The sequence below is a fragment of the Rhizobium sp. BK379 genome, from assembly GCF_014193955.1.
Lineage (GTDB): Bacteria > Pseudomonadota > Alphaproteobacteria > Rhizobiales > Rhizobiaceae > Rhizobium.
The window spans coordinates 1-23,920 of record NZ_JACIAD010000003.1; the positions used below are offsets into that span (position 1 = coordinate 1).

The 23,920-nt window shown below is 59.4% G+C and carries 26 protein-coding genes; 16 read left to right on the plus strand and 10 right to left on the minus strand.

The genetic code is table 11. The annotated features are described in order from the left end of the window. From FHT93_RS16470 to FHT93_RS16480, 3 genes are all read left to right on the plus strand, one after another. Positions 1-741, plus strand: a 741-nt coding sequence (locus FHT93_RS16470) for a CpsD/CapB family tyrosine-protein kinase (RefSeq protein WP_183848417.1), incomplete at its 5' end; no start/stop codon positions are given. Between the two features lie 130 nt (positions 742-871). Continuing rightward, positions 872-1,975 (plus strand): GDP-mannose 4,6-dehydratase, encoded by a 1,104-nt coding sequence (gmd, locus tag FHT93_RS16475; RefSeq protein WP_112971676.1) that lies wholly within the window; start codon positions 872-874, stop codon positions 1,973-1,975. Beyond that, positions 1,968-2,939, plus strand: coding sequence for a GDP-L-fucose synthase (locus tag FHT93_RS16480; protein WP_183848419.1), 972 nt, complete (start codon positions 1,968-1,970; stop codon positions 2,937-2,939). Before gmd ends, FHT93_RS16480 begins: the two co-directional genes overlap by 8 nt. Positions 2,940-2,973: 34 nt before the next feature. On the opposite strand, the gene FHT93_RS16485 is transcribed toward FHT93_RS16480, so the two are convergent. The 3 genes from FHT93_RS16485 to FHT93_RS16495 all read right to left on the minus strand — a co-directional run bounded on the left by FHT93_RS16485 (position 2,974) and on the right by FHT93_RS16495 (position 5,842). Then, the gene (locus FHT93_RS16485) at positions 2,974-4,782 is read right to left on the minus strand and encodes a GGDEF domain-containing protein (RefSeq protein WP_162728521.1); all 1,809 of its coding nucleotides are present in this window, start codon (positions 4,780-4,782) and stop codon (positions 2,974-2,976) included. Between the two features lie 245 nt (positions 4,783-5,027). Beyond that, positions 5,028-5,663: a GntR family transcriptional regulator gene (locus FHT93_RS16490; RefSeq protein ID WP_113014817.1), complete on the minus strand. Its 636-nt coding sequence runs from the start codon at positions 5,661-5,663 to the stop codon at positions 5,028-5,030. Continuing rightward, complete coding sequence (locus FHT93_RS16495) at positions 5,648-5,842, minus strand: hypothetical protein (RefSeq protein ID WP_162709998.1); 195 nt, start codon at positions 5,840-5,842, stop codon at positions 5,648-5,650. Before FHT93_RS16495 ends, FHT93_RS16490 begins: the two co-directional genes overlap by 16 nt. On the opposite strand from FHT93_RS16495, the gene FHT93_RS16500 reads away from it, so the two are divergent. From FHT93_RS16500 to FHT93_RS16525, 6 genes are all read left to right on the plus strand, one after another. Continuing rightward, positions 5,841-7,265, plus strand: coding sequence for a M20 family metallopeptidase (locus FHT93_RS16500; RefSeq protein ID WP_183848421.1), 1,425 nt, complete (start codon positions 5,841-5,843; stop codon positions 7,263-7,265). The genes FHT93_RS16495 and FHT93_RS16500 overlap by 2 nt on opposite strands. Continuing rightward, positions 7,262-7,981, plus strand: coding sequence for an ABC transporter permease subunit (locus FHT93_RS16505; protein ID WP_183848423.1), 720 nt, complete (start codon positions 7,262-7,264; stop codon positions 7,979-7,981). Before FHT93_RS16500 ends, FHT93_RS16505 begins: the two co-directional genes overlap by 4 nt. Further along, positions 7,981-8,718: an ABC transporter permease gene (locus FHT93_RS16510; RefSeq protein WP_183848425.1), complete on the plus strand. Its 738-nt coding sequence runs from the start codon at positions 7,981-7,983 to the stop codon at positions 8,716-8,718. Before FHT93_RS16505 ends, FHT93_RS16510 begins: the two co-directional genes overlap by 1 nt. Next, positions 8,715-9,497: an ATP-binding cassette domain-containing protein gene (locus FHT93_RS16515; RefSeq protein ID WP_183848427.1), complete on the plus strand. Its 783-nt coding sequence runs from the start codon at positions 8,715-8,717 to the stop codon at positions 9,495-9,497. Before FHT93_RS16510 ends, FHT93_RS16515 begins: the two co-directional genes overlap by 4 nt. A gap of 36 nt (positions 9,498-9,533) precedes the next feature. Continuing rightward, positions 9,534-10,391: a transporter substrate-binding domain-containing protein gene (locus FHT93_RS16520; protein WP_113014813.1), complete on the plus strand. Its 858-nt coding sequence runs from the start codon at positions 9,534-9,536 to the stop codon at positions 10,389-10,391. A gap of 254 nt (positions 10,392-10,645) precedes the next feature. Then, positions 10,646-11,023 (plus strand): hypothetical protein, encoded by a 378-nt coding sequence (locus FHT93_RS16525; RefSeq protein WP_112971667.1) that lies wholly within the window; start codon positions 10,646-10,648, stop codon positions 11,021-11,023. A gap of 33 nt (positions 11,024-11,056) precedes the next feature. Here the strand turns inward: FHT93_RS16525 and FHT93_RS16530 are convergent, their stop codons facing one another. After that, complete coding sequence (locus FHT93_RS16530; protein WP_113014812.1) at positions 11,057-11,386, minus strand: hypothetical protein; 330 nt, start codon at positions 11,384-11,386, stop codon at positions 11,057-11,059. Next, positions 11,383-12,303, minus strand: a complete 921-nt coding sequence (locus tag FHT93_RS16535) for an MYG1 family protein (RefSeq protein WP_113014834.1) — start codon at positions 12,301-12,303, stop codon at positions 11,383-11,385. Before FHT93_RS16535 ends, FHT93_RS16530 begins: the two co-directional genes overlap by 4 nt. 474 nt (positions 12,304-12,777) lie before the next feature. Here FHT93_RS16535 and FHT93_RS16540 point away from each other — a divergent pair, with 474 nt between their 5' ends. Both FHT93_RS16540 and FHT93_RS16545 read left to right on the plus strand, forming a co-directional pair. Continuing rightward, the gene (locus FHT93_RS16540) at positions 12,778-12,978 is read left to right on the plus strand and encodes a DUF4167 domain-containing protein (RefSeq protein WP_112971665.1); all 201 of its coding nucleotides are present in this window, start codon (positions 12,778-12,780) and stop codon (positions 12,976-12,978) included. Next, a complete protein-coding gene (locus FHT93_RS16545; protein WP_113014811.1) occupies positions 12,975-14,000 on the plus strand; it encodes a fatty acid desaturase in 1,026 nt (341 codons plus the stop codon). Before FHT93_RS16540 ends, FHT93_RS16545 begins: the two co-directional genes overlap by 4 nt. 27 nt (positions 14,001-14,027) lie before the next feature. Here the strand turns inward: FHT93_RS16545 and FHT93_RS16550 are convergent, their stop codons facing one another. Beyond that, the gene (locus FHT93_RS16550) at positions 14,028-14,831 is read right to left on the minus strand and encodes a LuxR family transcriptional regulator (protein ID WP_183848429.1); all 804 of its coding nucleotides are present in this window, start codon (positions 14,829-14,831) and stop codon (positions 14,028-14,030) included. A 189-nt stretch (positions 14,832-15,020) separates the two neighbouring features. Between FHT93_RS16550 and FHT93_RS16555 the strand changes: the two genes are divergently transcribed. The 5 genes from FHT93_RS16555 to FHT93_RS16575 all read left to right on the plus strand — a co-directional run bounded on the left by FHT93_RS16555 (position 15,021) and on the right by FHT93_RS16575 (position 19,833). After that, the gene (locus FHT93_RS16555; protein ID WP_183848431.1) at positions 15,021-16,112 is read left to right on the plus strand and encodes an ABC transporter ATP-binding protein; all 1,092 of its coding nucleotides are present in this window, start codon (positions 15,021-15,023) and stop codon (positions 16,110-16,112) included. Between the two features lie 22 nt (positions 16,113-16,134). Then, positions 16,135-17,298, plus strand: a complete 1,164-nt coding sequence (locus FHT93_RS16560) for a spermidine/putrescine ABC transporter substrate-binding protein (protein ID WP_112542283.1) — start codon at positions 16,135-16,137, stop codon at positions 17,296-17,298. Between the two features lie 81 nt (positions 17,299-17,379). Beyond that, the gene (locus tag FHT93_RS16565) at positions 17,380-18,246 is read left to right on the plus strand and encodes an ABC transporter permease (protein ID WP_113146026.1); all 867 of its coding nucleotides are present in this window, start codon (positions 17,380-17,382) and stop codon (positions 18,244-18,246) included. Further along, complete coding sequence (locus FHT93_RS16570; RefSeq protein ID WP_112971661.1) at positions 18,246-19,058, plus strand: ABC transporter permease; 813 nt, start codon at positions 18,246-18,248, stop codon at positions 19,056-19,058. The genes FHT93_RS16565 and FHT93_RS16570 overlap by 1 nt, the downstream gene beginning before the upstream one ends. 13 nt (positions 19,059-19,071) lie before the next feature. Beyond that, positions 19,072-19,833, plus strand: coding sequence for an SDR family oxidoreductase (locus FHT93_RS16575; protein ID WP_183848433.1), 762 nt, complete (start codon positions 19,072-19,074; stop codon positions 19,831-19,833). On the opposite strand, the gene FHT93_RS16580 is transcribed toward FHT93_RS16575, so the two are convergent. The 4 genes from FHT93_RS16580 to FHT93_RS16595 all read right to left on the minus strand — a co-directional run bounded on the left by FHT93_RS16580 (position 19,830) and on the right by FHT93_RS16595 (position 23,903). Beyond that, positions 19,830-20,873 carry an L-idonate 5-dehydrogenase gene (locus FHT93_RS16580; RefSeq protein ID WP_183848435.1) on the minus strand — a complete coding sequence of 348 codons (1,044 nt, stop codon included), beginning with the start codon at positions 20,871-20,873 and terminating at the stop codon, positions 19,830-19,832. The genes FHT93_RS16575 and FHT93_RS16580 overlap by 4 nt on opposite strands. A gap of 9 nt (positions 20,874-20,882) precedes the next feature. Then, the gene (locus FHT93_RS16585) at positions 20,883-22,289 is read right to left on the minus strand and encodes a TRAP transporter large permease (protein WP_112542288.1); all 1,407 of its coding nucleotides are present in this window, start codon (positions 22,287-22,289) and stop codon (positions 20,883-20,885) included. Between the two features lie 4 nt (positions 22,290-22,293). Further along, positions 22,294-22,866 carry a TRAP transporter small permease gene (locus tag FHT93_RS16590; protein ID WP_183848436.1) on the minus strand — a complete coding sequence of 191 codons (573 nt, stop codon included), beginning with the start codon at positions 22,864-22,866 and terminating at the stop codon, positions 22,294-22,296. A gap of 62 nt (positions 22,867-22,928) precedes the next feature. After that, positions 22,929-23,903 (minus strand): sialic acid TRAP transporter substrate-binding protein SiaP, encoded by a 975-nt coding sequence (locus FHT93_RS16595; protein ID WP_112542290.1) that lies wholly within the window; start codon positions 23,901-23,903, stop codon positions 22,929-22,931. Positions 23,904-23,920: the final 17 nt, after the last annotated feature.

Here is a 23,920-nt window from a genome sequence, read left to right on the forward strand (position 1 = left end):
TTCGGGCAAACGCAGATCGGCATGTTCGACGAAGCGATCCGCACCGTGATGATCTCGCTCAAGCAGGCCAATGGCGGAAAGCTGCCGAACAGCATTGCCGTGACCTCGGCCCATAGCGGCGAAGGCAAGTCGCTGGTGGCCGGATCGCTGGCAATCGAGCTTGCCGCCAACGGAACACCGGTGCTGCTTGTCGACAGCGATATCCGGCGCGGACATCTCGATACGCTGTTCCGGTCCGGCCTGAAGCAGGGGCTGAATGACTTCCTGAGTGGACAGGCTGGCCTCGAGGACGTCGTCCATCACCATCCGAGCGGGATCGACTTCATCCCGGCCGGCAATCCCCGCCTGCAGCGGCGCATGCGCATGACCGACGTCGCCGAGATCATCGAGATGGCCCGCAACAGAGGCCAGATCGTCATCTTCGACAGCGCCCCCGTACTGGCCTCGGCCGATACGATGCATCTGACGGCGCTGACGGAACGAACGCTGATGATCGTGCAATGGGCAAAAACCAGCCGCAGAGCCGCCGAATTCTGCCTGCAGCAGCTCAGGAGCGCTCGCAATGCCGACATCGTTGTCGCCATCAACAATGTCAAACCCAAACGTCACGCAAAATATAACTTCCGTGACTCCGAATTATACGCAAGATCCTTGATGACCTATCAGAATTTCGAGACGTCACCCATCGCAGCATGGTTCACCTTGCGTTGGCTGCACCCGTATCTGGGGATGCAAAAATGAGAGCCGAAGGTTGCGATATCCACATTGCAGGCAACGGCGGAACCGCCCGCTCAAACCGCGAAACACCACCTGTCGATGGCATTCGGCAGCTTCTCAGAAACAGCGTTAGTACTCGAGTTGGAGAACGATCATGGATACCGGAATGAGACACAACGGGAAAGTCGCACTGATTACCGGCGTAACCGGCCAGGATGGTGCTTACCTCGCCGAATTGCTCCTGGATAAGGGCTATATTGTTCACGGCATCAAGCGGCGTTCGTCGTCCTTCAATACCAATCGTATCGAACATCTGTACGAAGATCCTCATGTCGATAATCCGCGCTTCATCCTTCACTACGGGGATATGACCGACGCAACAAATCTCATCCGGATCGTCCAGGAAACGCAGCCCCACGAGATCTACAATCTCGCCGCACAAAGCCACGTCCAGGTGTCTTTCGAAACTCCGGAATATACCGCCAACGCGGACGGAACCGGCACCCTAAGGCTGCTTGAGGCCATTCGCCTCCTGGGCCTGACCAAGAAGACGCGCTTCTATCAGGCATCCACTTCAGAGCTCTACGGCAAGGTTCAGGCGGTCCCGCAGAACGAAACGACGCCGTTCTACCCTCGATCCCCCTATGCGGCCGCCAAGCTTTATGCCTACTGGATCGTCGTCAACTATCGCGAAGCCTATGGCATGCATGCCTCGAACGGCATCCTGTTCAACCATGAAAGCCCGATCCGTGGTGAAACCTTCGTAACGCGCAAGATTACCCGCGCGGCCGCGGCCATCCATCTCGGCCTGCAGGAGCGGCTTTATCTTGGCAATCTCGATGCCAAGCGCGACTGGGGACATGCGCGGGAATATGTCCGCGGCATGTGGCTGATGGTGCAGCAGGACGAGCCGGAAGATTATGTCCTAGCAACCGGCGAAACGCACACCGTTCGCTCTTTTGTCGAGAAGGCTTTTGCCAGGGTGGGCATGCCGATCGATTGGCGTGGGGAAGGTGTCGAGGAAAAGGGATACGACAAGTTATCCGGCCGCTGCGTGGTGGAGGTCGATCCGGCCTATTTCCGACCCACCGAAGTCGACCTTCTGCTTGGTGATCCGACGAAGGCGCATACGAAGCTTGGCTGGAAACACGAGGTGAGTCTTGACCAGCTGGTTTCGGAAATGGTCCGCGAGGATTTGAAAGTCATGGCCCGCAATGTTCCGACGATCGGCGCGAACAAGGGGCTGGTCCATGCCTGAGATCATCTACAGCCTCGCTGGGAAAAGAGTCTATGTCGCGGGTCACCGCGGGATGGTGGGCTCCGCGCTCGTGCGGCGTCTTGCGTCCGAGGGCTGCGAGATCCTCACGGTTGCGCACGCCGCAGTCGATCTGAGGCGGCAGGATCAGGTGGAGGCATGGATGGCAAACAACCGCCCCGATGCCGTCTTCCTGGCGGCTGCAAAGGTCGGCGGCATCCTCGCCAATGATACCTATCCGGCCGACTTCCTCTACGACAACCTGATCCTCGAGGCGAACGTCATCCACGCCGCTTATAAGGCTCGCGTCGAAAAACTGATGTTTCTGGGTTCGTCCTGCATCTACCCGAAGTTCGCCGAACAACCGATCGTCGAAGACGCGCTTCTCAGCGGATCGCTCGAACCGACGAACGAATGGTATGCGATCGCCAAAATTGCCGGATTGAAGCTTTGCGCTGCCTACCGGAAGCAGCATGGCAAGGACTTCATTTCGGCCATGCCCACCAATCTCTATGGACCGGGCGATAATTTCGACCTCCATTCAAGCCATGTCATGCCGGCCCTGATCCGCAAGGCGCATGAGGCCAAGATCAACGGCGACAAGGAAATCCGCATCTGGGGCACAGGAACGCCGCTGCGTGAATTCCTGCATGTCGATGATTGCGCCGATGCCTGCATCCATCTCATGAAGGCCTATTCCGCCGAAAGTCACGTGAATGTCGGCTCAGGCGAAGACATCAGCATCCTCGAATTGGCAAGGCTCGTTGCCGAGGTCGTCGAGTTCGAAGGTGAGATCACGCGCGATCTCAGCAAACCGGATGGTACGCCGCGCAAGCTGATGAGCGCCGACAAGCTGCGCGCGCTCGGCTGGTCACCGAGGATAGGCCTGAAGGCGGGCATAGCCGACGCCTATCGCTCCTTCCTGGAGGGGCACTATCTCGAACGCCATAACGAGGCTGCAGAGTGACAGCAGTCGCGCTATTGTCGCGATAGTCGCGATATCACGGGCCACCGGACTTTCGTTTCACCTTGTCTGCCGGAGGGCGAACCTCGGACCGCAGCGCTTCTGTTGCCTTGTCGCGATCGACCGGGCGACCGAACAGATATCCTTGCACATAGGGGCATCCGAGGCGCAGAAGGCGTTCTGCCTGATCTTCCGTCTCCACACCCTCGGCCACGATGCGGGTACCGAGACCGACCGACATGTCGAGAAGGGCCTTGACGATGACAGCGCCGGGTCCATCGGACATCCGGTCGATGAAGGTCTTGTCAATCTTGATGATGTCGACCGGGAAATTCAGCAGATGCGTGAGCGAGGCATAGCCGGTGCCGAAATCATCGAGCGCCACGAGCAGCCCTTCCCTGCGAAGCTCTTCGATCGCCTTTGCGACCTTTCCGTCCTTTTCGTCCATATAGACCGTTTCGGTCACTTCGAGCACGACATGCTTGAGCGGTGTGCGGTGGCGGGCAAAAACGCTTTTGATCCGTTCGCCGAGATTGCCCTGGTTGAAATCCGCCATCGATACATTGACGCTGACATATTGAAACGAGAGCTCGAGATCGAGCCAGTATCGGATATCGCGCGCGACCTGCTCCAGCATCCGGTCGGTCAGGAGATGCCCGATCGATGGATCCTGGAGTGCCTCGGCAAACGCGCCGGGGGAAAGGATCTGGCCACCATCCATACGAATGCGGCATAGAGCCTCGAGACCGACGATTTCCTGCGTTGGAAGGCTGACAATCGGTTGGTAATGCGCCTCTATCCGATCTTCGGCCAAGGCGCTGGTCACGGTCTGCAGCGCCCGAAACCGGTTTGCAATCGCCCCGGCAAGATCATCGCTGTAAAGCACGAAACCGCCTCTGGCGGTCTGCTTGGCATGGTGGAGTGCGAGATTTGCATGCTGCAGAAAGGTTGGCACGTCGGGTGGCCGGGACGGTTCGAAGATCGCGCCCCCGCAGGTAACCGAGACCGGCAGAAGATGTTCGTTGCGGTGTGGGGTCCGGTTCTCTATGGCGCGCAGAATTTCTGTCGAAACCGCCGATAATTCCTCGGCGGAACGATCTTCGATCAGAACCGCAAATTCATCGGCGTCAACCCTGAAGATAGCCGCAGGCGCTGCGATCCGTGCAACCGTTTGTCCGACCTCCAGGATCAATCTGTCGCCGGTCGCATGGCCGAAAGCGTCATTGACCCGGCCGAGATGATCGATATCGACGAGCAGAACCGAAAGAGGGGCATTGGCACCCTCGATGGCAGCCTCGAGCGTCTTGAGAAAGTTGGCGCGATTGCCGAAGCCCGTGAGGCTGTCGAAAAAGGCAAGCCTTTGATTATCCGCCTTCACCTCTTCACGCTCGAGTACAAGCGAGCAAAGGTCGAGGCACTCAGCAACGATCATGCGTTCTTCGGGCGTGGGGCCGCGATTATCCTTGTAATAAAATCCGAACGCTCCGAGCACGCGTCCGTCGCTGCGCAGGATCGGGCTCGACCAACACGCCTTGACGCCATGTTCTTTCGCAAGAATGTCGGCAAGCGGCCGGTAGGGTATCCAAAGCGGGTCTGCAAAGATATCGGTGACGGCGATCGGCCTGCGGAAATGGGCAGCCGTGCCGCACGAGCCGACATCGGGCCCGATCGGAATTCCGTCGAGCGCATCCGAATAGGTTTTGGAGATCGTTGGCCCAGCCAGCGGATGCAGGAGCCCTTCGCGGTCAACGGTCACGATTGAGCAAATGACCCCGGCTGCAAGCCGCTCAGCATGCTCGCAAATACGATCGCAGGCGTCTTCGAGAGAAGACCCCCGTGCCAGCATATCCAAGATTTCCTGCTGAAGCTGTCCTCGCATGCCGGTCCCGTTATACTGCGTTTCGCTCGAATGGCCTCGCAACCTGTTCGACCGGTTACGATCAAAACTAGCAGGTACTATGTTACGGGTTCGGAAATTTATCGACTACAATTCGAAGCCCCAAGCATATCGTATGTTCTCGTCTCACGGGCACTCGCAACTGCACACTGCAACAACGGCGACCTGAGAAGACCGGGATAGGTCAGGCATATTTAGCTTTGAAGAATATGCTGCCGCACCAATTCCTTCAAATGCTCGGCATCACCGGCTTCGATCGCTTTGATCATCAGATGGTGCTCCCGGCCCGACTGCTCCACGCGGGCGCGCGTGCGCCATTGTGAGACCGGCGCCGATGAGGTTCGCTGACGGATTTCCGTGATGAGGTCGACCAGTTCCTGATTACCGCCAAGAACCAGCAATTGCCGATGGAAGGCGAGATTCGCCTCGTAAAGTTCCAGCATCGTGCCATTCAGCACCATGAAGTCAAAATGCTCGGCAAGTCTGCGGAGATTGGCGATATCTGCCGGCAATGCATTCTGAATGATCGTGCCGGCGATGGCGGTTTCCAGGATAATGCGGATTTCACTCACTTCCCGTGCGCGCCGGCCATCCGGTTCATAGACATGGTAACCGCGGTTTGGCACATGTTCGACGAGCCGCTTTTGAGCAAGGCGATCAAGAGCACGTCGCACTTCAGGCCGCGTGCAATTGTAGCGTCGCTCGAGATCGATCTGCTTCAGCCAAGTACCGGGCAGGAGCACCCCGGCCAGAATATCCTGAAGCACGAGGTCCGTCACGTCGCGTCCAGCGGACGCGGCCTGCCCCGAATTCATTATGATATCTGCCATTCGAATTTCCCCTGCTCTTCTCCATCGATATCACGGGCTGAGGTATGTCCGTAAGGCAGCCCCAACGCATTGCCGTGATGAAAATTTATTCGTGCATGTGGATTGCGCATAAATTCTTTGTAACCTAAATTGGCGCCAATTTTGGATACTATGCAAAATAATGCTGTTGTGGAAGCCATGAAAAACTCGGACACGGTGTGGGACATTGTCGAAGCCAAGCGCGAAGCATTCTTTGCGCTCAGCGACCGGATCTGGGATATGCCGGAGACAAATTACGAGGAATACCGATCCGCTGAAGAGCACGCGCGGCAGCTGCAAGCCGAAGGGTTCCGTGTCGAACGCGGTATCGCGGGACTTCCGACAGCGGTTATGGGCGAAGCCGGTGAAGGTGGCCCGGTCATCGCAATCCTCGGAGAATTCGATGCGTTGCCCGGTCTCAGCCAGGAAGCAGGCGTTGCCGAGAAGCGCGAGGTGACGGCAAACGGCAATGGCCATGGATGCGGCCACAACTTGCTCGGCGCCGGTTCGATGCTGGCGGCGGCAGCGGTGAAGGATTTCCTTGCCGCAAACGGCCTCAAGGGCCGCGTGCGCTATTATGGCTGCCCGGCAGAAGAAGGCGGCTCCTCCAAGGGCTTCATGGTGCGCGCTGGCGTCTTCGATGACGTCGACATTGCCATTTGCTGGCACCCGGCGGCCTTTGCCGGCGTCAACAACCCCGTCTCGCTTGCCTGCAACGAGATCAATTTCCACTTCACCGGCCGCTCATCGCATGCTTCAGCAACACCGCATCTCGGCCGCAGCGCGCTCGATGCCGTTGAGTTGATGAACGTCGGCGTCAACTACATGCGCGAGCACATGCCCTCTACGGCGCGCATCCACTATGCCGTGACCGATACAGGTGGTTCGGCGCCAAATGTGGTGCAGGCGCGCGCGACGGTGCGTTACCTCGTCCGCGCCCGAAACCTCCCCGAACTCCTGTCGCTCGTCGCCCGCGTCAAGAAGGTGGCGGAGGGCGCTGCCCTCATGACCGAGACGTCGGTCCGCAGCGAGGTGATCAGCGGTGACGCCAATCTCGTCGGCAATGTTCCGCTCGAGGACCTGATGTTTGCCAATCTCGAACGCCTCGGCCCGCCCGTTTTCGATGACAACGACCGCGCCACCGCCCGGGCATTCCAGGCGACCATGAGCGCCGAGGACATAGCCTCTTCTTACGCACGATTCGGCCTGAAACCGAAGAAGGACCAGCCGCTTTGCGAGGAAATCTTCCCGCTCTACGCCGGCGACAGCATGATTGTCGGTTCAACCGATGTCGGCAGCGTCAGTTGGGTCGTGCCAACAGTGCAGATGCGCGGCGCGACTTATGCCATCGGCACGCCTGGTCATTCCTGGCAGTTGGTCGCTCAGGGCAAGCTTCCCGCAGCCCATAAAGGCACGGAGCACGCGGCAAAGGTCATGGCGAGCACCGCCATCGACCTGATCCGCAATCCTGCTCTCATCGAGGCGGCCAAGGCGGACCTGAAGGGCCGCCTCGATGGGATACAGTTCGTCAATCCGATCCCCGACGACGTTCAACCGCCGCTGCCGGAGAAAAAGGCATCATGAACCAGCCCGGCATCCTCGAGCTCATCAGCTTCGGCCCCGACGGCTGGGGCAAGGCGCTCATGGCCGGCGCGTGGATGACGATCCTGGTCGCGCTTTCGGGATATGCCATCGGCTCGGTGATCGGCACGTTCGGTGCCTGGGCGAAGATATCGGGCGGACGTGGCCTGAAGATCGCCGCCGACACCTACACGACGGTCCTTCGCGGCATACCTGATCTTCTGGTCATCTACCTCTTCTATTTCGGAGGCAGTGCCGCTGTGACCGCACTCGGCCGGCTTTTCGGCGCCGAAGGTTTCCTTGGCTTTCCGGGGTTCCTTGCGGGTTCACTCGCCGTCGGCGTCACCTCGGGCGCGCAATTTACGGAGGTTTTCCGGGGCGCCTTCAAGGCGGTGCATCGAGGTGAGATCGAAGCTGCAATCGCCTGCGGCATGGGCCGTGCATTGCGGTTTCGCCGGATCGTCGCACCGCTGACGCTACGTCACGCGCTGCCGGGCCTCGGCAATGTCTGGCAAGTCGTTCTGAAGGAATCCGCACTCGTCTCCATTACCGGCGTCGCCGAACTGCTTCGCCAGACGCAAGTGGCGGCAGGATCGACTGGTCTTCCCTTCGATTTTTATATCGTTGCAGGTGCGATCTATCTCATCATTTCAACCGGTTCCGGCCTTTTCTTGAGACAGGCTGAGAAGCACTTCTCTCGCGGTGTGAGGAGAGCCTGATGGATTGGCAATTTCTCGGCGAAACCTTCGTCAGTCTCGTTTCCGCTGTCCCGCTCACCCTTCAGCTTGCCGCGACGTCGATCGCACTCGGGGCCGCGCTGGCGCTGGCAATCGCACTGTGCCGGCTTTCCGGGATAATGGTGCTGGAATGGTTCGCACGCACCTATGTCTTCATTTTCCGCGGCACACCGCTGCTCGTGCAGATCTTCCTGATCTACTACGGACTCGGCCAGTTTCCCGAGGTCAGGCACAGCATCCTGTGGCCGTTCCTGCGCGAGCCCTATTGGTGCGCGGTGCTTGCGCTGACCATGAATACAGCTGCCTATGCCAGCGAGATCATTCGCGGCGGACTTCTGTCTGTACCTTTCGGCCAGGTCGAGGCGGCGCGCGCCTGCGGCATGCCTCGCTTCATGCAGTTCCGTCGCATCATCATGCCGCTCGCCATCCGCCAGGCGCTGCCGGCCTACTCCAATGAGATGATCTCCATGGTGAAGGCGACATCGCTCGCCTCGATCATTACCCTGATGGAAGTGACCGGTGTCGCCGCCAGGATCATTTCCGAGACCTATCGGGCAATCGAAGTCTTCATCGTCGCAGGCGCCATCTATCTGGCAATCAACTTCCTGCTGACGCGTCTCGTCTACCTTGTCGAATATTGGCTGAGCCCGCATCTGCGTCAGCCTGTTCCCCACTTTCCGGCGACAGCCACATCCGTACTCGAAGGAGACGCCCGATGACCGCGGCGAATGCCCCTCTTTCCACCATCGCGCTCAGCGTGAGGGATATGCACAAGAGTTTCGGTCCGGTGGAAGTCCTGAAAGGTATCTCGCTCGACGCTCATGAAGGCGATGTTGTTTCGATTCTTGGTTCCTCCGGCTCGGGCAAATCCACCTTCCTGCGCTGCATCAATCTTCTGGAGACACCCGATTCCGGTGAAGTGACGGTCGCGGGAGAAACGATCCGCATGGTGGCCGACGGAAAAGGCGGCAGCCGGCCCGCCGAGCGCAGGAAGGTCGATCGAATTCGTTCGCAGCTCGGCATGGTCTTCCAGAGCTTCAACCTCTGGTCCCATAAGACGGTGCTCGAGAACGTCATCGAAGCCCCGGTTCATGTGCACGGCCGGTCGAGGACGGAGTGCATCGAGGAAGCCGAGGCCTTGCTTGCCAAGGTCGGCATTGCAGAAAAACGCAATTTCTATCCGTCGCATCTTTCCGGTGGTCAGCAGCAACGCGCGGCCATCGCACGTGCGCTCGCCATGCGCCCGAAGGTAATGCTCTTCGATGAGCCGACCTCCGCACTCGATCCCGAACTCGTCGGCGAAGTGCTGCGCGTCATGCGCGCACTCGCCGAAGAAGGGCGCACGATGCTGGTCGTCACCCATGAAATGGGTTTCGCCCGCGATGTCTCCAGCCGGGTCGTTTTCCTGCATCAGGGCGTAATCGAAGAAGACGGCAAACCGCAGGATGTGTTCGTCAATTCCCGGTCGGACCGTTTCCGCCAGTTCATCAACAAGTAGTTTCTCAGCCCAAACAAAGAAAAGGGGAGCAAAAACATGAGGTTCTTTTCACGGGTTCTGATGGCGACATCAGCCGCTGCCGTCATCGCGACGGCCGGTGTTGCGCATGCCGAAGACAAGGAGTGGACGACGGTGACGATCGCCACCGAAGGCGCATTCAAGCCTTATAACTTCACTAAGCCGGATGGCTCGCTCGATGGCTATGAGATCGAACTGACCAAATATCTCTGCGATCACATGAAGGTGGAGTGCAAGATCGTGGTCCAGAACTTCGATGGCATGATCCCGGCACTGAACGCCGGCAAATTCGATGCCATCATCTCCGGCATGTCTGCGACGGCAAAGCGCGAAGAGGTGATCGCCTTCAGTGATTCCTACGGCTCCACCGGCCAGGCCTTCGCGACCTCGAAGACGGGCGATCTCGCAAAGCTGTCGGAAAAGGGCCAGGTCTTCTCGCTTGCCAGTGATGAAGCGGGCGCTGCTGCAGAGATCGAAAAGATCAAGCCGGCACTCCAGGGCAAGACGATCGGTGTGCAGACTGCCTCCACAGCGGCCGCCTTCGTCGACAAATATCTGAAGGGTGTCGTCGACGTCAGAGAATACAAGACGACGGAAGAGCATGATCTCGATCTCAAGGCCGGTCGTGTCGATATCGTTATGGCGTCCATGGCCTATCTGACGACGGCTTCCGAGAAGCCGGGCAACGAAGACATGACGACGACAGGTCCACGCTTCCAGGGCGGGTTCCTCGGCCGTGGCAGTTCCGTTGGCCTGCGTAAGAGCGACACGGAACTGAAGGCCATGTTCAACGACGCGATTGCCGCTGCAAAGGCGGATGGCACGATCAAGACGCTGTCGGAAAAGTGGTTCGGCTTCGACGTCACGCCGAAGTGAGCTGACTTCAAAATGATACCCGGCGAGTGACGCTCGCCGGGTATCGCGAGCAATCAGCATGTCACGAGACTTCAGAGACCGACGTCACACATATTGGTGCTCGCGCAGGCCAGCCCGACGGGCCAACAGGCCCACATATTCTGTGCTCGCAAAGTGTCGCCGAGATCGCTATTCGTGTGATTGCGGGGCGTCGCCATCGGCGAGCCCGGCATAGAACGAAACATGATACGATCGCAATGCGAAGGAGGGCAGCGATGGCCAATCTTCCCGACATGACGAAGCACCGCGGCTTTCCATCGGGAATGCCGGGCAGCGGCATTCAGTTCACCATCCGCCGCGCCAATCCCAAGGGCGTGACGCCGATCAAGGCACTGCCTCGTCGCGCACGCCCTGGCACGGCGGAACACCGGGTCGATGCAGCCTTCCTGCATGCGCTTTGGCATTATTTCGGGGTTGAGCCCTTCGAGCGCGGCAATCTGGACGCCGCGCGGCTCAACCTGCTATTCGGGCGGGAAGTGGTGGCCGTGGACAAGGATTTCGATCCGAAGTCCTATGAGGCGATGCTCGTCATCAACGAGAAGGTGGCGCGTCAAAGTTTCCCGGAATCGTTCGAGGACGTTATGGAAGTCTGACGGGAGCGTTCATCGCGCATTTCCGCCGCCGGACTAATTTCCCGTCTCGATGTTGACTTCATATTCGGCAAGCAAACGCTGCACCGTTTCGTTTTCGGCGTAAAGGCGTTTCAGTCTGGCGAGCTCGGCATCGGTCCCGGTGCAAAGCCGCTTCAGCTCCTCGTCAATCTGTGCGCGCCGCTCGGCATAGGGCGAATCCTCGCCCCGAAAGTGATCGCATCCGTCACGACGCTCCATAAAGGCGCGCACATCTTCAGGGAGTTTGAACGTATCGGATTGCCGATCGGCCGCCAGGGTCGGCCAGCAACATGAAAGGCTCAGAAGCAACAGGCCTCCGGTAATCTTAGGCCCGACGATCGTCATGCCAGCGCCTGTTCTACAGCGATCTGCGCCATCGCGAGTGCAGCCTCTCGGGTCTTGGCGGCAGCAACGAAAAGGCCTTTGTGGCAGAACGTTGCTCCTTCGACGCCGCAAACCAATTCCAGATCGTGGCCGGTCAACCCCGCCCAGGAGGCCGGCAAATCCGCGCGCAGTTCGAAGCCCTCGTCGGAACGCCGAATGCCGGTCAGGCACCAGTCGTTTTCCCGGGGGTGGACGACAAAGAGCAGCTGATCGGCCTTGGCCTTTACGATCGCGGCGCGGAAGGGCATGCCCGTCGGCAGTTCGAGAACCCTGCCCTCGCCTGTCTCGTCGATCGCTTTGAGAACAAGGCCTTCGGCACGAAGCTTGGCATCCTGCGCCGCGATCCCGGCTTCGACGAAACTGCGGGCGATCGAAAGAGCCGCGTGGAACGCCCCGTCATCGGCATCTGGATCCTTCGCATCGAAAACCGGCTTCAGGGTTTCGAGAAGCGCTGGCAGCGTCAAGCCTGCCAGCTCGCCTGCAACCGAAAGATCAAGCGCGCCATTGTCGGTCAGATCGACCGGCAGCACGAATTTGGCGTCGAATGACGTATGCACCGCTGCTACATGCGCCTCGGGCACCCCAAGCGCCGCAAGATAATCCGACCCGTAATGTTTCCAGACGAGGCCGAAGGAGCTGTAGGGCCGTCCGTCCTCTCGCACCGGCGCGCCACGCTGATGATGGTCGAAAATGCCCGCGGCAGGGTCATATTGCCCGCCGACGTCGTAGATGATGCGATCGGCGGCCGGTGTGGTCCATTCAACATTTCGGCTGCGAATGATCCGGGCCTCAGGAAACAGCCGGGTCAGTATGACGCTTGAAAGCAGCTCGTCGGCGTGGAAGCCGCCGGAATGGGTAACCAGGTATGAAAGGGTCATTGTCAGATGCGTCTCTCGGAACGGGACTTTGTTGCCCGTTCTGATAGCCTGCGTCGGTCGCCAGCTCAACAGCAGGCGGGGAAGCGACATAATTCTTTCGATCCGGATAGCTTGGAGACATCCCCGACGTGATGCAGCCACAATGCTGCAGTAATACCCCAAACATCCGAGGATATTGTATCCTCGATGATGCAGGCTCCGTTGCCCGATTGCCGACGCGCTTGCGACCTTCCCATCAGCGATTTGTAGCAGCCGCAGTGGAGTTTGCTTCTGCGCGTGGATCTCACACTGACCAGATCAGAACGACCGCATCTGCCGACGGAAACACCGTCTCGCCGATCGCTAACGCACCCTGCCGCAGTCTCCTAGGACAAGGCATCAGTTGCAAGCTGCGACAGCGGACCATCGCCGAGCAAAGCGCCCAAGCAATCATTTTCAGACAACAGGAGCGAGCCCTCGCGGTTCGGATCTATCATGAATAATCACCATTTCGCCCACCGTAATAGAAGTGCTACACCATCGAGGCAGCGCCTGCTGGATCGATACAAGCAGTACCTTCAGTTTGCCGAGCTGAAGTCTTTGGCCGGCGACCGGATCGGCGCAGAAAATGACTACCAGCATGCCGAACACTTCTTCCGCAGCGCTGCCCAACAGAAAGACGCCGACCGACTATGAACGCAACGATGACGGCTGGCCAAGACGCCGGTGCCGAAAAAGCCTGGCTCAAGATTCTCTCGAATTACCGAAAACCCAATACAGGCCGAAGCCTGTACGAACTGGCCGTGACGCTGATTCCCTTTATCCTTCTTTGGGCGGCAGCATCGGTTGCGATCCACTTCGGCTATTGGCTCGGCTTAATCCTCGTCGTCCCTGCCGCCGGCTTCCTGTTGCGGCTCTTCATGCTGCAACATGATTGCGGGCACGGCTCGTTCTTCGGACGGCGTCAGTGGGATGACTGGACGGGGCGCGTGATCGGCATCCTCACACTCACACCCTACGATTATTGGCGCCGTGCACACGCAGAACACCATGCCTCAGCCGGCAATCTGGATGAGAGGGGTGTCGGTGATATCACCACGCTGACGGTCGAAGAATATCGCGCCCTGACCGGTCGAGGAAAACTTGCCTATCGCCTATACAGGCATCCGCTGGTCATGTTCGGTATTGGCCCGGCCTATCTTTTTATTTTCAAGCAGCGACTGCCGATCGGCATGATGCGTTCCGGCGCCCTGCCCTGGATTTCGACGATGGCGACGAATGCCGGCGTCGCTGCACTGGTCGCGCTTCTGATCTGGGCCGTTGGGATCGTTCCCTTTCTGCTGATCCATCTGCCAATCGTCCTGCTGGCGGGATCGGCCGGTGTTTGGCTGTTCTATGTTCAGCACCAATTCGAAGATACCCACTGGTCGAAGCCTCCGGAATGGACGTTCCCCTATTCCGCCATGCATGGCGCCTCGCATTATGACCTGCCGCGCCCGCTGCGATGGATCACCGCCAATATCGGCATGCACCATGTCCACCACCTGTCGAGCCGAGTGCCGTTTTACCGGTTGCCGGAAGTGCTGCGTGACTATCCGGAGCTGGCGAAGCTTGGACGCATCAACATTCGTGACAGCCTCAGCTGCGTGAAACTCATCCTCTGGGACGAGACGGCACGACGGCTGATTTCGCTGCGTGAGGCAGAGGCGCGCCCCTAACGACAGCCCCGGGCGTGCAGCCACCGGTCAGCTCAGATTCTTCAGGTAAAGCGAGAGCAGCTGCGTCTGCGAGGAGATGCCAAGCTTGCGATAGACATTGCGGCGGTGGACCTTCACCGTTCCCGTCGAGATGTTGAGCTTCAGGCCGATCGATTCCGACGAATGGCCCTGCAGCACCAGTTCAACGATCGCCGTTTCGCGGCCCGTGAGGTTGAGATCGTGCCAGACGGTGTCGGCGCGCGGGAGGATTTCGCTTTTGCGGCGGCTTTTGCCCCTTGCTGCGAGCTGGGCATCGAAGCGCGGCGCGAGCCCGGACCAATAATGTTTCACCATGCTGGCCACGAGCGGCTCAGCCCTTCTCAGCGTTGTGAACTCGGCCGGTGGAAAAGCACCGGTCTGTTCCCGCCGCATCAGCGAAAGGACAACGGTAATATCGCCATCGACAGGCACGAAGAAGCCGATTTCCTCGGCAAGTCCGGTCTGGACGTAATAGGTGCGGTAATATTCGCTGGAGAAGAACCTGTCCGGGGCGAGTTCGCGCATCCTGAAGACACCTTCACGCCGTTCGCGAGCGGTATGATAGAAGGGGTCTAGCAGATAAGGACCTGCCTGATAGAGTGTGACGAAGACGATGTGCTCGTCGCGATCGAAGGTGCTGTAGAGATCGATCGGCCGTTCTTTTGCCCGATAAGCGAAGACGACGACATAGTCGAAGCGCACGAGTGCTGTCATCATCTGCCAGAAAGTATCGCCAAAGGCGGCATCGGTCATGGCTGGCTTGCCGACCGTCGCATTGAAAGCCGTAAACAGCGTCTCCAGGTCGATACTCACTAGCCCTTCCTCCCCGCTGTTCCGCAAAATTCACGGAAGGCGGATATACACCTTCCACGAAACAATGTGCGCCTAAATACCTCTCTCGGGGTATATACCGTGGAGGAAGCTCAGGGTTACTCTTCCTTAACGACGGTGGCAATAAGGCAGCGATAGACTGCCATTCCAAACCAACCGCAGGGAACAGACGTGGCATCCGCTTCGACGAACGATATCGAATTCCGTTCGGTCACAAAGAACTATGGCGCCGTGACCGCTGTGACGGACATTAATCTTACTGTGCCGAAGGGTGCCTTTCTGGCGTTGCTCGGGCCGTCCGGCTGCGGCAAGACGACCTGCCTGCGCATGATCGGCGGCTTCGAACAGCCGAGCGAAGGCAAGGTGCTGATCGACGGGCGCGAGATGAACGGAGTTCCGGCCTATCGCCGCCCGGTCAACATGGTCTTCCAGCACTACGCGCTGTTCCCCCACTTCAACGTCGAGCAGAACGTCGCCTATGGGCTCAAGCAGATGCGCCCGAAAATCGCGGCGAAGGAGATCGACCGGCGCGTCGCCGAGGCGCTCGAAATGGTCCGGCTCGGCGGCTTTGCCAAGCGGCGCATCCATGAAATGTCGGGTGGGCAACAGCAGCGTGTGGCGCTTGCCCGAGCCATCGTCAACCGCCCTTCCGTATTGCTGCTCGACGAACCCCTGGCGGCACTCGACAAGAAGCTGCGCTCGGCCATGCAGATCGAGCTGCAGACCCTGCAGCGTGAACTCGGCATCACCTTCGTCCTCGTCACCCACGACCAGGAAGAGGCGCTTTCGATGGCCGATGTCGTCTGTGTCATGAGTGCCGGGCGCATCCGTCAACTCGGCAGCCCGCAGGAAGTCTATGACCGCCCGGCAGATCTTTTCGTCGCCGATTTCGTCGGCAAGACGAACCGCATCGCCGCGGCAATGGAAGCCGATGGTACGACGCTCAGGCTGGCGGATGGCTCAGCGATCGCCTCCGGCAAGCAGCTCGCGTCGGGCGAAGTCATCGCTGCTTTGCGCCCCGAGGCAATCCATCTGACGCGCAAGGCTGCGCCATCAGGCACGTCGTTCAAGGGAACCGTGACGCATCGCATCTTCCTCGGCTCATCTGCGGAATATGCCGTCAGCGTACCGGGGCTCGGCGATTTCCTGATCACAGCCGACCGCCGCAGCATGAACGAGAGCGATCTCGTGGAGCCGGGCGAGGAGGTTTTCCTCGGTTTCGACCCCGCCGCCATCCATGTCTTTCCAGCATCGAATGCATAAACCAAAACAAGGGAACAGCATCATGAGCAAGGATTATAAGGACAATCTGCCCATCTCCGCCGAAGGCTTCATGGACGAGTTCATGCGCCTGAAGCGCGGTTCCGTCAGCCGCCGCCACTTCCTCGGCATTACCGGCCTCGGTCTTGCGACCGCCGTGCTGTCGCGCTTCCCGGGCGCGCTGTCGACGCCGGCCTATGCGGCCGAAGATCTGGGAACGCAGATGTCGATTGCCACATGGCCGAACTATCACGACCCGGCAACATTCGAAAACTTCAAGGCGGCGACCGGTGTTGCCGTCGAAGTCAACGTCTTCGGCTCGAACGAGGAAATGCTCGCCAAGCTGCAGGCCGGCGCTTCCGGCTGGTCGCTCTTCGTGCCGACCAACTACACGATTTCGACCCATCACAAACTCGGCCTGATCGACGAGCTCGATCTCTCGAAGATCCCGAATTTCAGCCAGGCAACCGAAAGCCCGCGCTTCACCAAGGAAGGCCAGATCGACGGCAAGACCTATGCCGTGCCGAAGAACTGGGGCACGACCGGTTTCTCCGTCAATACGTCCAAGATCAAGACCAAGCTTTCCAGCTGGAAGGACTTCTTCGAGATCGCCCAGACCGAAGCGGATGGCCGCGCAATGGTGCATGACTATCAGCTGACGACGATCGGCAGCGCGCTTGTCTCGCTCGGCTACGACTTCAATTCGATCAAGGCCGACGAACTTGCCAAGGCAGAAGAGCTGCTGATCAAGGTGAAGCCGCATCTCTTCGCCATCAATTCCGACTATCAGCCATCGATGCGCTCGACCGATGCATGGCTCACCATGTGCTGGACCAATGACGGGGCGCAGCTCAACCGCGACATGCCGGAACTTGCCTATGTCCTCGGCACCGACGGCGGTGAAATCTGGACCGATTATTATGCGATCCCGAAGGATGCGCCCAACAAGGCCGCCGGTTACGCGTTGCTCAACTACCTGATGGACCCGCAGAATGCGGTGAAGGAGCACATCGCCAACGGCGCACCGACGACCGACAGCCGCGTCATCGCGCTGCTGCCCAAGGAGGTCACGTCGAACAAGATCGTCTATCCGGACGAAGCAGCCCTGACACCGCTGGAATTCGGCGCCGCCGTGACACTCACCGATCCGGGCCGCGCCGAACTGATGGCGCGCTTCAAGTCGGCGTAAGTCCATCCTGCATCCCGGCTTCCCCAGCCCGCAGCGGGGAAGTCGGTTCAGCTTCGTGATCCGGTGGATGAAGACCAAACCATGCCCCTGCCCCACGCCACCAAACGGCGCCTGATCACCGCGGCCCTCGTCGGCCCGGCCAGTGTCTGGCTGTTCGTCTTCCTGGTGCTGCCCTTCATCGCCATCATCGTCTTTGCCTTCGGCGAACGGGCGCCGGAAGGCGGCTATCAGGCGGCATTCACCTTCGAACAGTTCGCCAATCTCGGCGCGCGCTCGGCGGCCTTCATCAACACGCTGATCCTGGCGCCGATTGGGGCGGCTGCCTGCCTCATCGTTGCCTACCCGGTCGCCTATTATCTGGCTGTCAAGGCGAGCCCGCAGCGCCGGCTGCTGCTCGTCTCGCTTGTCGTCGTGCCCTTCTGGACCAGCCTGCTGGTGCGAACCTATGCCTGGATGTACCTGCTCGGCGCGCGCGGCATTCCGCACCTGCTCGAATTCGTCGGCATTGAAAATGTCAGGCTGATCAATACACCCGGCGCAGTGCTGCTCGGCATCGTCTACGGCTACCTGCCGTTAATGATCATGCCGATCTATGTCAGCCTGGAAAAACTGGATCGCCGGTTGCTCGAAGCCTCGGCCGATCTCGGTGCCAAGCCGATCTCGACGTTTTTCGGCATCACCCTGCCGCTATCGCTTCCGGGCGTGATGACCGGCGTTGCGCTGGTCACGATCCTGCTTCTCGGTGAATATCTGATCCCGCAGCTTCTCGGCGGCGGCAAGGTCTTCTTCATCGGCAATGCGCTTGTCGATCTCTTCCTGCAGTCGCGCAACTGGCCTTTCGGATCGGCGATTGCCGTGACACTGGTTGCCGTCGTTGTCATCGTGCTGCTTGTCGCCATGCGGATTGCGTGGCGCGTTGCCGGTACCCGACAGGTGGATCTCATCTGATGCGCGCGCTCGTCACTTCGGTCTATCTCTTCCTCTACACGCCGATTGCGCTCGTCGTCCTCTTCTCCTTCAATGCGGGCCGCAACGCCAGCGAGTTCACCGGCTTCTCGACGCAATGGTACGGCCGGGCGCTGTCGAATACGTTCCTGATGGAAGCGTTGCGCAACAGCCTGATCATCGCGGTCACCAGTGCCGCACTGGCAGCGATCTTCGGCACCATGGCTGCCATCGGCATGGAGCGGCTCGGCGCCCGGACGCGCGCCATCTTCGACGGGCTCTTTGCGGCGGCGATCGTCGTGCCGGGCGTCGTCATCGGCATCGCGACGCTTGTTGCACTCGTCGAGGTCTTCGGCTTCATCAACCCCGTCATCGCCGCCCTCTGGCCGGGCGATCAGCCGCCGAAGCTCGCGCTCGGTTACGGCTCGATCATCGCCGCGCACGGGCTCTTCACCATGGCGCTGGTGACAATGATCGTGAAAGCACGTATCGCCAGTCTCGGACGTGATATCGTCGAGGCCTCCAGCGATCTCTACGCGACGCCATTCACAACATTCCGGCAGATCGTGCTACCCCAGATCATGCCGTCGATCCTGGCGGGGTTTCTGCTCGCCTTCACCTTTTCCTTTGACGATTTCATCATCGCCTTCTTCGTGGCCGGCTCGAATACGACGCTGCCGATCTATGTCTTCGCCTCCATTCGCCGCGGCGTGACGCCTGAAATCAATGCGATCGCGACGATGGTGCTCGTCGCCTCGCTCGTCCTTATTTTCATCGCGCGTTTCCTGATGCGCGAAAAGACAACGACAAACTGACCGGGGAAATGCCATGATATTGAGAGATCGCGTTGCAATTGTTACGGGCGCAGGCTCGGGCATCGGTCGAGCCGGCGCGCAGATCATGGCGCGCGAGGGCGCCCATGTCGTCGTTGCCGATATCAACTTCGCGAATGCCGAAGAGACGGTCGAGCTGATTGCTGAGGCCGGCGGCAGTGCCGAAAGCATGGTGGTCGATGTGACCGACGACAGAGAGCTTGAAGCCGGCATAACCGCTACTGCCGCACGTCACGGCCGGATCGACATTCTGCACAATCACGCGGGCGCGCAGGTCGCCGGAGACCTGGAGCAAGTCGCCGTCGAAGGCTTCGACAAGTCCTGGAGCCTGAATGTGCGGGCGCATTTCATGGCGGCGCGTTTCGTCATGCCGATCATGAAGAAAGCCGGCAAGGGCGTGATCCTGAACACGTCCTCATCATCAGGTGTGCTCTATGACCGCGAAATGATCGCCTACACGACGACCAAACATGCGGTCATCGCCATGACCCGGCAGATGGCGGGCGACTATGCAAAATTCGGCATTCGCGTGAATGCGCTTTGTCCCGGATGGGTCGACACGCCATTCAACGACCCATTCATCGCCCAGATGGGCGGGCGGGGCGCCATCGAATCCTATATTGCCGATAAGGTGCCGCTCGGCCGCTGGGCGGACGTTTCGGAGATCGCCGAACCGATCCTGTTCCTGGTTTCGGATCGCTCGTCCTATATGACCGGGCAAATCCTCGTCGTCGATGGCGGCGAGACCGTCGTTTAGGCTGACGGAAACGTCAGTTGCACTTTGCAGGCCAGCGAACGATCGCCGGCAATTTCAAAGGCCGCTACGGCCTCATCAAGCGGCAGGTTGTGGCTGATGATCGGCTGCACATCGATCTTCCGCCTCGAGATCATGTCGACGGCAACAGCGAATTCCTCGTGGAAGCGCTGCGTCCCATGGATGTGCAACTCCTTACCGACAATGGCGTTGAGAGGTATCGGCACATCGCCGGAGACGCCGACCTGGATGATGGTGCCACGCGGCCGGACGGAGGCAATCGCGCTATGTATAGCGGGAGCAGCCGCGGAGCATTCAAACACGAGGTCGAAATAACCCTTTCCGGCCTGGAATTCGGTAAGTAACGCTGCATCCTTGGCCACATTGATCGCGCGACCGGCGCCCATTGCCTTCGCTCGCGCAAGCGCCGCATCGGCGAGGTCGGTGACAACGATTTCGCTTGCGTCGAAATGGCTGGCGACGGCGACCATCAGCGAGCCGATCGGTCCGGCGCCGGTCACCAGAACCTTCTTGCCGGCAATGCCAGGCGCACGCGATGCGGCGTGCAGACAGACGGACAGAGGCTCACTGCAGGCCGCTTCTGCGGGCGTGGTCCCAGCTCCGACTTCAACGCATTGCCTTTCCGGCACCACCAGCCATTCGCGGAACATGCCCTGCTCATGCGGCAGGCGCATCGCACTGCCCATGAAGCGCATCTCGAGGCAGTGTATCGGCATGCCGATGCTGCAATATTCGCAAGCTCCGCAGGGCTGGCTCGGATTGACCGCAACCAGCGTGCCTGTTTTCAGCGTGACACCTTCACCTGCCAGCTCCACCGTTCCTGATGCTTCGTGCCCTGGTATCATCGGCTCGCGGACCCGGACCGGACCGAAACCGCCATCCTGATAATAGTGCAGGTCGGAGCCGCAGATGCCTGCGGCTGCCATTTTCAAAAGCACCTCGCCCGGACCGGGGACGGCAACCGGAGCGGTCTCGATCCGCAGATCGCCCTTTGCATAAAGCCGTGCCAGACGTGTCTGCATCATACTCTCCTACTTCAGAAGGCCAAGCTGCTGCGGCAGCCAGAGCGATATGGAGGGAACGAAGGTGATCAGGATCAAGGCGATGAAAAGCGGCGCAAGCCAGGGCAGGATCGCCATCGTCGTACGCTCCACGGATAGTTTCGCCACCCGAGACAGCACGAACAGTACCATGCCGAGCGGCGGATGGAGCAGGCCAATCATCAGATTCAAGGTCATGATGAGACCGAACTGCACCGGATCGATGCCAAACTTCGCAACGATCGGCAGAAGGATCGGCACGAGAATGGTGATCGCGGCGATCGTATCCAGGAAACATCCGACGAAGAGCATCAGCAAGTTCACGAGGATCAGGAACACCCACTTATTGTCGGTGATTGACAGGATTGCATCGGACAGAAGCTGCGCCGCCTGGCTCACCGTCAGCAGCCATGCGAAGACCGAAGCGGCAGTGACGATGAAGAGAACGGAGGCCGTCGTCTCGATCGTGTCGAAGCTCGCCTTGGCAAGTGTCGAGAACGTCATCGTGCGATAGCGCACGAGGCCGAGGAACAGCGACCAGAGAACAGCCGCAACAGCTGCTTCCGTCGGCGTGAACCAACCCATTGTCATGCCGCCGATCAGGATAACAGGCGTCATGAGCGCCATGACCGCGGAAAAGCGGAAATACCAGTCGAGCGCCAGAAGCACGACAAGCGCAATGCCCGCTGCAGCATTCATCGATACCCCTGACCGCATCATCACGTAGATCGCGAGCGGTACCAGCAGGACGACGACGATCTCCAAACCTGCGGAAACAAGCTGTTTTACGTCGAAGGGCGCGTCGGAACCCCAGCGCTTCGTATACGCGAAGGCCGCAACGGTAATCATCATCAGTAGCGTCATGACGATGCCGGGCAGAATGCCGGCCATGAAAAGAGCGCCGATCGAGACATTCGCCATCATTCCATAGATCACGAAAGGCAAGGACGGCGGAAAGATAGGGCCAAGCGTGGCGGAAGCCGCCGTTACCCCGACCGCGGCCTCGACCGGATAGCCATGATCCTTCATGGCCTTGATCTCGATCGTGCCAATACCGGCCGCATCGGCAAGCGCGGTGCCCGACATGCCGGAAAAGATGACCGAACCGATGATGTTGACCTGCGCGAGACCGCCCTTCATCCAGCCGACAAGCGCAACGGCGAAGGAATAGATGCGGCCGGTGACACCAGCCGAATTCATCAGGTTGCCGGCAAGGATGAAGAAGGGAACGGCGAGAAGCGGAAAACTTTCTACACCCGCGATCATTCGCTGGGCGACGATGATGTCAGGCGCGACACCGTAAAGGACAATATAGAGAACGGACGCGACGGCCATCGAGATAGCGACGGGCACGCCGATCAGCATCAGCAGCAGAAACGAGCCAAGCAAGAGCAGCATCGGGTCATCCTTCGACGGCGTGGAATTCTTCGGGGCGTTCCAGAACGGAATAGCCGCGGCGCATATTGGCGATGAAGACGATCACCGCCCGGATCAGCATCAGGACGAAGGCTGCAAGCACGCTGTAGAAGACGATGTTGCGCGGCAAATCGACAGTCACCATCTGCTCGTCAGCGACGATCTGGACGTAGCGCCACATCAGGTAGCAGCCATAGGCGAAGAAACCGATGCGGACGATATCGACGAACGTTGCGAGCACCCGCGCGAGGCCTGCCGGCATGTAGTGGTAGAAGACATCCACCTGGATGTGGCGCGAGGTGCGCACGCACATGACGGCGCCCAAGAACACGACGCCGATCAGGCAATTGACGGCGATTTCCTCGGTCCAGGCATAGCTGTTGTTCAGCACGTAGCGAGTGAAGAACTGCAAGAAAACGCAGCCGGCCATCAGCCAGAAGACGATCAACGTGATCCAGTCTTCGATGGCGTAATCCGAGATGTTGGCAGTGGGCGCATGCCCTTCGAACTCTTGGCCGATCTCCTCGGCGGTAATTTGCGTGTGGACTTCTTGAGACATGATCGGCCTTATTCCGGTTTGGAGAAGAAGGACGCGCAGCGCTGCCGCGCGCCCTCGGGCTCTTACTGGATCGCGCGGATCGCCTCCCAATCGGCTTTATCGTAGCCGAAGTCCTCAAACTTGACCTTTTCCGCAACTGTCTTCTCGAAGTCGGCCTTGTCGACCTCGGTGACGCTCAGACCCTTTTCCTTGAAGGTAGTGATCAGGCCGTCTTCCTTGCCTTCGATGGTCTTGGTCGTGCGCTCGGCAGCTTCCTGCATGACGTCGCCGAAGATCTTCTTGTCTTCATCGGAAAGGCTCGACCACAGCGTCTTCGAGATCACCGTATTCAGGTGATCGACGATGTGACCGGTCAGGACGATGTTCTTCTGGACTTCGTAGAATTTCTTGGCCTCGATCGTCGTCAGCGGGTTTTCCTGAGCTTCGACCGTGCCGTTCTGGAGTGCCAGATAGACTTCCGCAAAGGCGATTGGCGTGGTGTTCGCGCCGCAGGCCCGCGGCATGGCGAGATAGGCGGGAACGTCAGGCACACGGATCTTCAGGCCCTGCATATCGGCGCATTTGGCAATCGGTTTGTTGGATGTCGTGTGGCGCGTGCCGTAGTAACTGACGGCGGCGATATGGTTGCCGGTCTTGTCCTCGTACCCCTTGGCGAGCCGCTTGAAGACGTCACTCTTGGTATAGGCAATCAGGTGTTCCGGGTTGCGAAAAATATAAGGAAAATAGGTCACGCCGATCGGCTTGTAGTCACGCGCGGCAAAGCTTGACCCGGAAATGATGATATCGACCGTGCCGAGCTTGAGGCCCTGGTTGATATCGGCTTCCTTGCCGAGCTGCGAAGCCGGATAGACCTCGATCTTGTAACGGCCATTGGTGCGTTTGTTGATCTCTTCCGCGGCCCAGACGGAATCCGTATGGAACGGTTCCGAGGTCTCATAGACATGCGCCCATTTCAGCACGGTCTGCGCATGTGCGATTGCCGTCGTCGCCATGATTGCGGCGGCGGTGCAGAGTATCGTCGTCAGTTTCAGCTTCATCGGTCTCTCCTCCTGAG

Bases quoted from the DNA above. Each gene is read 5' to 3' on its own strand.
- gmd (WP_112971676.1), top strand. From the start codon at position 872: ATGGATACCGGAATGAGACACAACGGGAAAGTCGCACTGATTACCGGC.
- FHT93_RS16480 (WP_183848419.1), top strand. From the start codon at position 1,968: ATGCCTGAGATCATCTACAGCCTCGCTGGGAAAAGAGTCTATGTCGCG.
- FHT93_RS16485 (WP_162728521.1), bottom strand. From the start codon at position 4,782: ATGCTGGCACGGGGGTCTTCTCTCGAAGACGCCTGCGATCGTATTTGC.
- FHT93_RS16490 (WP_113014817.1), bottom strand. From the start codon at position 5,663: ATGGCAGATATCATAATGAATTCGGGGCAGGCCGCGTCCGCTGGACGC.
- FHT93_RS16500 (WP_183848421.1), top strand. From the start codon at position 5,841: ATGAAAAACTCGGACACGGTGTGGGACATTGTCGAAGCCAAGCGCGAA.
- FHT93_RS16495 (WP_162709998.1), bottom strand. From the start codon at position 5,842: ATGGCTTCCACAACAGCATTATTTTGCATAGTATCCAAAATTGGCGCC.
- FHT93_RS16505 (WP_183848423.1), top strand. From the start codon at position 7,262: ATGAACCAGCCCGGCATCCTCGAGCTCATCAGCTTCGGCCCCGACGGC.
- FHT93_RS16510 (WP_183848425.1), top strand. From the start codon at position 7,981: ATGGATTGGCAATTTCTCGGCGAAACCTTCGTCAGTCTCGTTTCCGCT.
- FHT93_RS16515 (WP_183848427.1), top strand. From the start codon at position 8,715: ATGACCGCGGCGAATGCCCCTCTTTCCACCATCGCGCTCAGCGTGAGG.
- FHT93_RS16520 (WP_113014813.1), top strand. From the start codon at position 9,534: ATGAGGTTCTTTTCACGGGTTCTGATGGCGACATCAGCCGCTGCCGTC.
- FHT93_RS16525 (WP_112971667.1), top strand. From the start codon at position 10,646: ATGGCCAATCTTCCCGACATGACGAAGCACCGCGGCTTTCCATCGGGA.
- FHT93_RS16530 (WP_113014812.1), bottom strand. From the start codon at position 11,386: ATGACGATCGTCGGGCCTAAGATTACCGGAGGCCTGTTGCTTCTGAGC.
- FHT93_RS16535 (WP_113014834.1), bottom strand. From the start codon at position 12,303: ATGACCCTTTCATACCTGGTTACCCATTCCGGCGGCTTCCACGCCGAC.
- FHT93_RS16540 (WP_112971665.1), top strand. From the start codon at position 12,778: ATGAATAATCACCATTTCGCCCACCGTAATAGAAGTGCTACACCATCG.
- FHT93_RS16545 (WP_113014811.1), top strand. From the start codon at position 12,975: ATGAACGCAACGATGACGGCTGGCCAAGACGCCGGTGCCGAAAAAGCC.
- FHT93_RS16560 (WP_112542283.1), top strand. From the start codon at position 16,135: ATGAGCAAGGATTATAAGGACAATCTGCCCATCTCCGCCGAAGGCTTC.
- FHT93_RS16565 (WP_113146026.1), top strand. From the start codon at position 17,380: ATGCCCCTGCCCCACGCCACCAAACGGCGCCTGATCACCGCGGCCCTC.
- FHT93_RS16570 (WP_112971661.1), top strand. From the start codon at position 18,246: ATGCGCGCGCTCGTCACTTCGGTCTATCTCTTCCTCTACACGCCGATT.
- FHT93_RS16575 (WP_183848433.1), top strand. From the start codon at position 19,072: ATGATATTGAGAGATCGCGTTGCAATTGTTACGGGCGCAGGCTCGGGC.
- FHT93_RS16580 (WP_183848435.1), bottom strand. From the start codon at position 20,873: ATGCAGACACGTCTGGCACGGCTTTATGCAAAGGGCGATCTGCGGATC.
- FHT93_RS16585 (WP_112542288.1), bottom strand. From the start codon at position 22,289: ATGCTGCTCTTGCTTGGCTCGTTTCTGCTGCTGATGCTGATCGGCGTG.
- FHT93_RS16590 (WP_183848436.1), bottom strand. From the start codon at position 22,866: ATGTCTCAAGAAGTCCACACGCAAATTACCGCCGAGGAGATCGGCCAA.
- FHT93_RS16595 (WP_112542290.1), bottom strand. From the start codon at position 23,903: ATGAAGCTGAAACTGACGACGATACTCTGCACCGCCGCCGCAATCATG.